Genomic DNA, 4,524 nt, shown 5'->3' on the forward strand with positions numbered 1-4,524 from the left:
CCCGGACACGATCCGGGGCCGCTTCTCCCATTGGAGAGCACGCATGAGCCCCCGCAAACCGAACCTGGAATCCACCATCTACGAGGGCAGTGACGGCTGGTGGCACGGCCGCGTCACCATGGGCGTCAAGAACGACGGCAGCCCCGACCGGCGCCACCGCCGGGCCCGCACCCTGACCGAGATCAAGCGCAAGGTCCGGGAGTTGGAGGACCTCCGCGACAAGGGGCGCGCGCCCAAGGCCGGGCGCAAGCCGACCGTGGCGAAGTGGATGGAGACCTACCTCACCGACATCGCGAGCCTGAAACTCCGCCCGCGTTCCCTTGACGACTACTGGTCGAAGACCCGCAACGACATCGTCCCCGGCGTCGGCGCCCACCGCCTCGACAAGCTCCAGCCCGAGCACCTGGAACGCATGTACCGGGACATGCTCGACGCCGGTCACGCGCCTTCCCACGTGCTCAAAGTGCACCGCATCCTCTCCCGTGCCCTGAAAATCGCCCACCGCCGGCGCATGGTTGTCGAGAACGTCGCCACGCTGGTGGATCCGCCCACGGTGGATGAGACCGAGGCGAACCCGTTCACGATCGAAGAGGCCAAAGCCTTCCTCACCGCCGCGGTCAAGCGCCCCACTTACATGCGCTGGATCGTCGGGGTCGGCATGGGCTTCCGGCAGGGCGAAACCCTGGGACTGCGCTGGAAGTACGTCGACCTCGAAGCCGAGATGTTCCACCCCCAGTGGCAGCTCCAACGCCTCACCTGGCGCCACGGCTGCGCGGACCCGCACGCCTGCGGTGAACGCCTCCACCGGTTCACCCCCTGCCCGGCGGACTGCGCCACGCACAAGACGTACAAGCGCGGCTGCCCCAATCCGTGCACGAAGACGTGCACGAAGCACGCGAGCACCTGCCCGGAGCGGAAGCAGGGCGGACTCGTCTTCACCCGGCCCAAGACGAAGAAGAGCAGGAACTCCGTGCCGATCCCGCCGCCCTTCATCCCCTACCTGAGCGAGCACAAGGGACAGCAGGAAGCGCTCCGGGCCGCTGCCGGCGACCTGTGGCAGGAGCACGACGCGGTATTCACCCGGCCGGACGGACGCCCCCTCGACCCCCGCGCCGACTGGGAAGAGTTCAAGGAACTACTTGCCGAAGCGGGCATCGACGACCGGCGCCTCTACGACGGAAGCCGCCACACCGTCGGCACGATCCTGAACGAGCTGGGCGTGGACATCGTGACCATCATGGAGATCCTCCGGCACACCCAGATCAGCCAGACCCGCCGCTACGTCAAGGGCCGCTCCCACCTCTCTAAGGACGCCATGCAACGCATGGGCGACACCTTCATGCCCCGGGCAGCCCCCCCGGCCGAACCCCCGACTGAGACCAGGACTGAGACCACCGCGAGCCGATCGGCCCGCGACCGGCGCCGCCGCCGCATCCGCTGAACGAGAAAGCCCAGCTCAGACGACGTCCGAGCTGGGCTCTTTCTGAGCCCCCTGTCGGATTCGAACCGACGACCTACGCATTACAAGTGCGTTGCTCTGGCCAGCTGAGCTAAGGAGGCGCGTCCGAGAAGTGTAACCGGAGCCGATCACCCGTCCGCCGGAATTTGCTGCGTGCAGGAGTGCTGACAGATCGCCGAACGCCGGGTAGCGTCACCTGAAGTTCACCCAGGTGGACTAGACCCATCTTCCGCCGATCTCCGGCGGGGGACCCATTCCTTTACTCGGATCGTCCGGCACGTTCCTGCCGGTGAGGGGACACATCGCCATGGCTACTGTCTCGTTCGACAAGGCAACCCGCGTCTACCCGGGCTCCACGAAGCCCGCCGTGGACCAGTTGGAGATCGAGATCGAGGATGGCGAGTTCCTCGTCCTCGTCGGTCCCTCCGGTTGCGGCAAGTCGACCTCCCTGCGCATGCTCGCGGGTCTTGAGGACGTCAACGGTGGCGCCATCCGGATCGGCGAGCGTGATGTCACGCACCTGCCGCCGAAGGACCGCGACATCGCGATGGTGTTCCAGAACTACGCGCTCTACCCGCACATGAGCGTCGCCGACAACATGGGCTTCGCGCTCAAGATCGCCGGCGTGAACAAGGCGGACATCCGCAAGAAGGTCGAGGAGGCCGCGAAGATCCTCGACCTCACCGAGTACCTGGACCGCAAGCCGAAGGCGCTCTCCGGTGGTCAGCGGCAGCGTGTCGCGATGGGGCGGGCCATCGTGCGGGAGCCGCAGGTGTTCCTCATGGACGAGCCGCTGTCGAACCTCGACGCCAAGCTCCGTGTCTCCACCCGTACGCAGATCGCCTCGCTCCAGCGGCGCCTCGGCATCACCACCGTGTACGTCACCCACGACCAGGTCGAGGCCATGACCATGGGTGACCGCGTGGCGGTGCTCAAGGACGGGCTGCTCCAGCAGGTCGACTCGCCGCGCAACATGTACGACCGGCCCAACAACCTCTTCGTCGCCGGCTTCATCGGCTCCCCGGCCATGAACCTGGTCGAGGTGCCGATCACCGACGGCGGTGTGAAGTTCGGCAACAGCGTCGTGCCGGTCTCCCGCGAGGCGCTCTCCGCCGCGTCGGAGAAGGGCGACAAGACCGTCACGGTCGGCGTCCGTCCCGAGCACTTCGACATCGTCGAGGAGGGCGGCACCGCGGGCGCGCTCTCGAAGGACGCCCCGGCCGGTCTCGCCGTGACCGTCAACGTCGTCGAGGAGCTGGGCGCCGACGGTTACGTGTACGGCACCGCCGAGGTCGGCGGCGAGTCCAAGGAGGTCGTCGTCCGCGTCAACGGCCGTGCCGTGCCGGACAAGGGCGCCAAGCTGCACGTCGTGCCGCGCGCCGGCGAGACGCACGTCTTCTCGACCTCCACGGGCGAGCGCCTCACCGACTGAGCCCGGCCGCACCACCGGGGAGGGGTCCGGCGCGCCCGCGCCGGCCTCCGGCCCGAATTCCTCCGCACGGCCCCGTACTCCGGTACGGGGCCGTCGGCGTATGCTGTCGTCCCGCCGCAAATACCGCTCCATAGCGGCCATTTCGGATGGCGCCCGTCAACCCCCAATTCGAAAAAACCGATCGAACCGTCCCTCAAGTGAGTGACTAAATGTCGCCAAATCATCACTGACCGCTACGCTCGCCTGCGTGACCCACACAGCCCGCCGTATCGGCCGAACTCTCGCATTCGTACTGCCCGTCGTCCTGGTGCTCTCCGGGACCCTCGCGGTCGCCCGTGTTCCGTGGGCGACCACCACCACCGAGTCGCAGGTCCTGACGGCCTCCTCGGACACCGCCTCGGTCCGGGCCAAGTCCCGTACCCCCCAGGACGTTCTGCGCGACCAGCTCCTCGTGGAGCTCCAGGAGAAGGATCCGGGGATCGCCCTGACGCACCTCCAGCGGCAGGTCGAGGAGCGCCCCTCGCTCGCCCGGCACTGCGTGTCGATCGCCCGCGCCCTCGGACGCGCCGCGGTGGCCACGTACGGCCCGGCGCGCGCGCAGTCGTTCTCCCGCCCCGTGTGCGACACGTCCTTCGCGTACGGCGTCTCCGAGCAGGCCGCGGGGAGCTGATCCCCCGGACACCGGCCGCCCCGCTCCCTGGCCGCGAGCCGCCTGACCGCCCCGCCTATCGTTCACGGCATGCATACGTATCCGACACAGGCCGTGGTGCTCGCGGGCGGCCAGGGGTCGCGGCTGCGGCCGTACACCGACGACCGCCCCAAGCCGATGGTCGAGATCCCCGGAACCGGGACCCCGATCATCGGCCATCAGCTCGCCTGGCTCGCCGCCGAGGGCGTGACCGACGCCGTCGTCTCGTGCGGCCATCTCGCCGAGGTCCTCCAGGAGTGGCTGGACTCCGCCGATCTCCCGCTGCGTGTCACCACCGTGGTCGAGGAGGAGCCCCTGGGGCGCGGCGGGGGCCTCAAGCACGCCGCCGCCGGGCTGCCGGACCCCGGCAGGCCCTGGTACGCCACCAACGGCGACATCTGGACGCGCTTCTCCCTGCGCGAGATGGCCGCCTTCCACTTCGAGCGCGACGCGACGGCCACCCTCGCGCTCGCCCGGCCGCGGATCCCCTGGGGGGCCGTCGAGACCGACGAGTTCGGCCATGTCCTCGACTTCATCGAGTCCCCGCCCTCGCCGTATCTGATCAACGCGGGGGTGTACGTGTTCTCCGCGGGCTTCCACGAGCTGCTGCCGGACCGCGGCGACCATGAGCGGACCACCTTCCCCCGGCTGGCCAGGGAGCGCCGTCTCGCGGGCTTCCCGCTGCCGCACGGGGCGTACTGGCGCGCCATCGACACCGCGAAGGACCTCACGGAGGCCGCGAAGGAGCTGGCCGGCGGCGCCCGCTGAGCCCCGCCCCTGCGGAGGGGCATGAAGGAGGGGGGGGGGGGGCCCCGGGCGGCGGCCGGGTCCCACCCCCCCCCGGCCGGGGGGCGCCCCGACCCGCCGCCCCCCGGCGCGCACGATTTCGTCGCGGGCGGCGCCCGGCGAACCGGTTCTGGACAGCCGTTCCACGAGCTCGTGGAG

At 69.6% G+C, this 4,524-nt stretch carries 4 protein-coding genes and 1 tRNA gene; 4 read left to right on the forward strand and 1 reads right to left on the reverse strand.

Annotation, left to right across the window (positions count from 1 at the left end):
- The first annotated feature begins 43 nt into the window (after positions 1 to 43).
- On the forward strand, positions 44 to 1,441 hold the full coding sequence (locus ACFXPK_RS21035) for a tyrosine-type recombinase/integrase (protein WP_385077531.1): 1,398 nt from the start codon (positions 44 to 46) through the stop codon (positions 1,439 to 1,441).
- A 45-nt stretch (positions 1,442 to 1,486) separates the two neighbouring features.
- On the opposite strand, the gene ACFXPK_RS21040 is transcribed toward ACFXPK_RS21035, so the two are convergent.
- Positions 1,487 to 1,560 (reverse strand) — tRNA-Thr (locus ACFXPK_RS21040).
- 206 nt (positions 1,561 to 1,766) lie between these two features.
- Here ACFXPK_RS21040 and ACFXPK_RS21045 point away from each other — a divergent pair.
- From ACFXPK_RS21045 to ACFXPK_RS21055, 3 genes are all read left to right on the forward strand, one after another.
- The gene (locus ACFXPK_RS21045) at positions 1,767 to 2,891 is read left to right on the forward strand and encodes an ABC transporter ATP-binding protein (RefSeq protein ID WP_384999068.1); all 1,125 of its coding nucleotides are present in this window, start codon (positions 1,767 to 1,769) and stop codon (positions 2,889 to 2,891) included.
- Between the two features lie 247 nt (positions 2,892 to 3,138).
- Positions 3,139 to 3,561, forward strand: coding sequence for a hypothetical protein (locus ACFXPK_RS21050; protein ID WP_385077533.1), 423 nt, complete (start codon positions 3,139 to 3,141; stop codon positions 3,559 to 3,561).
- A gap of 69 nt (positions 3,562 to 3,630) precedes the next feature.
- Positions 3,631 to 4,347: an NDP-sugar synthase gene (locus ACFXPK_RS21055; RefSeq protein WP_384999074.1), complete on the forward strand. Its 717-nt coding sequence runs from the start codon at positions 3,631 to 3,633 to the stop codon at positions 4,345 to 4,347.
- The last annotated feature ends 177 nt before the right edge of the window (positions 4,348 to 4,524 follow it).

The sequence above is a fragment of the Streptomyces sp. NPDC059142 genome (assembly GCF_042755665.1).
Lineage (GTDB): Bacteria > Actinomycetota > Actinomycetes > Streptomycetales > Streptomycetaceae > Streptomyces.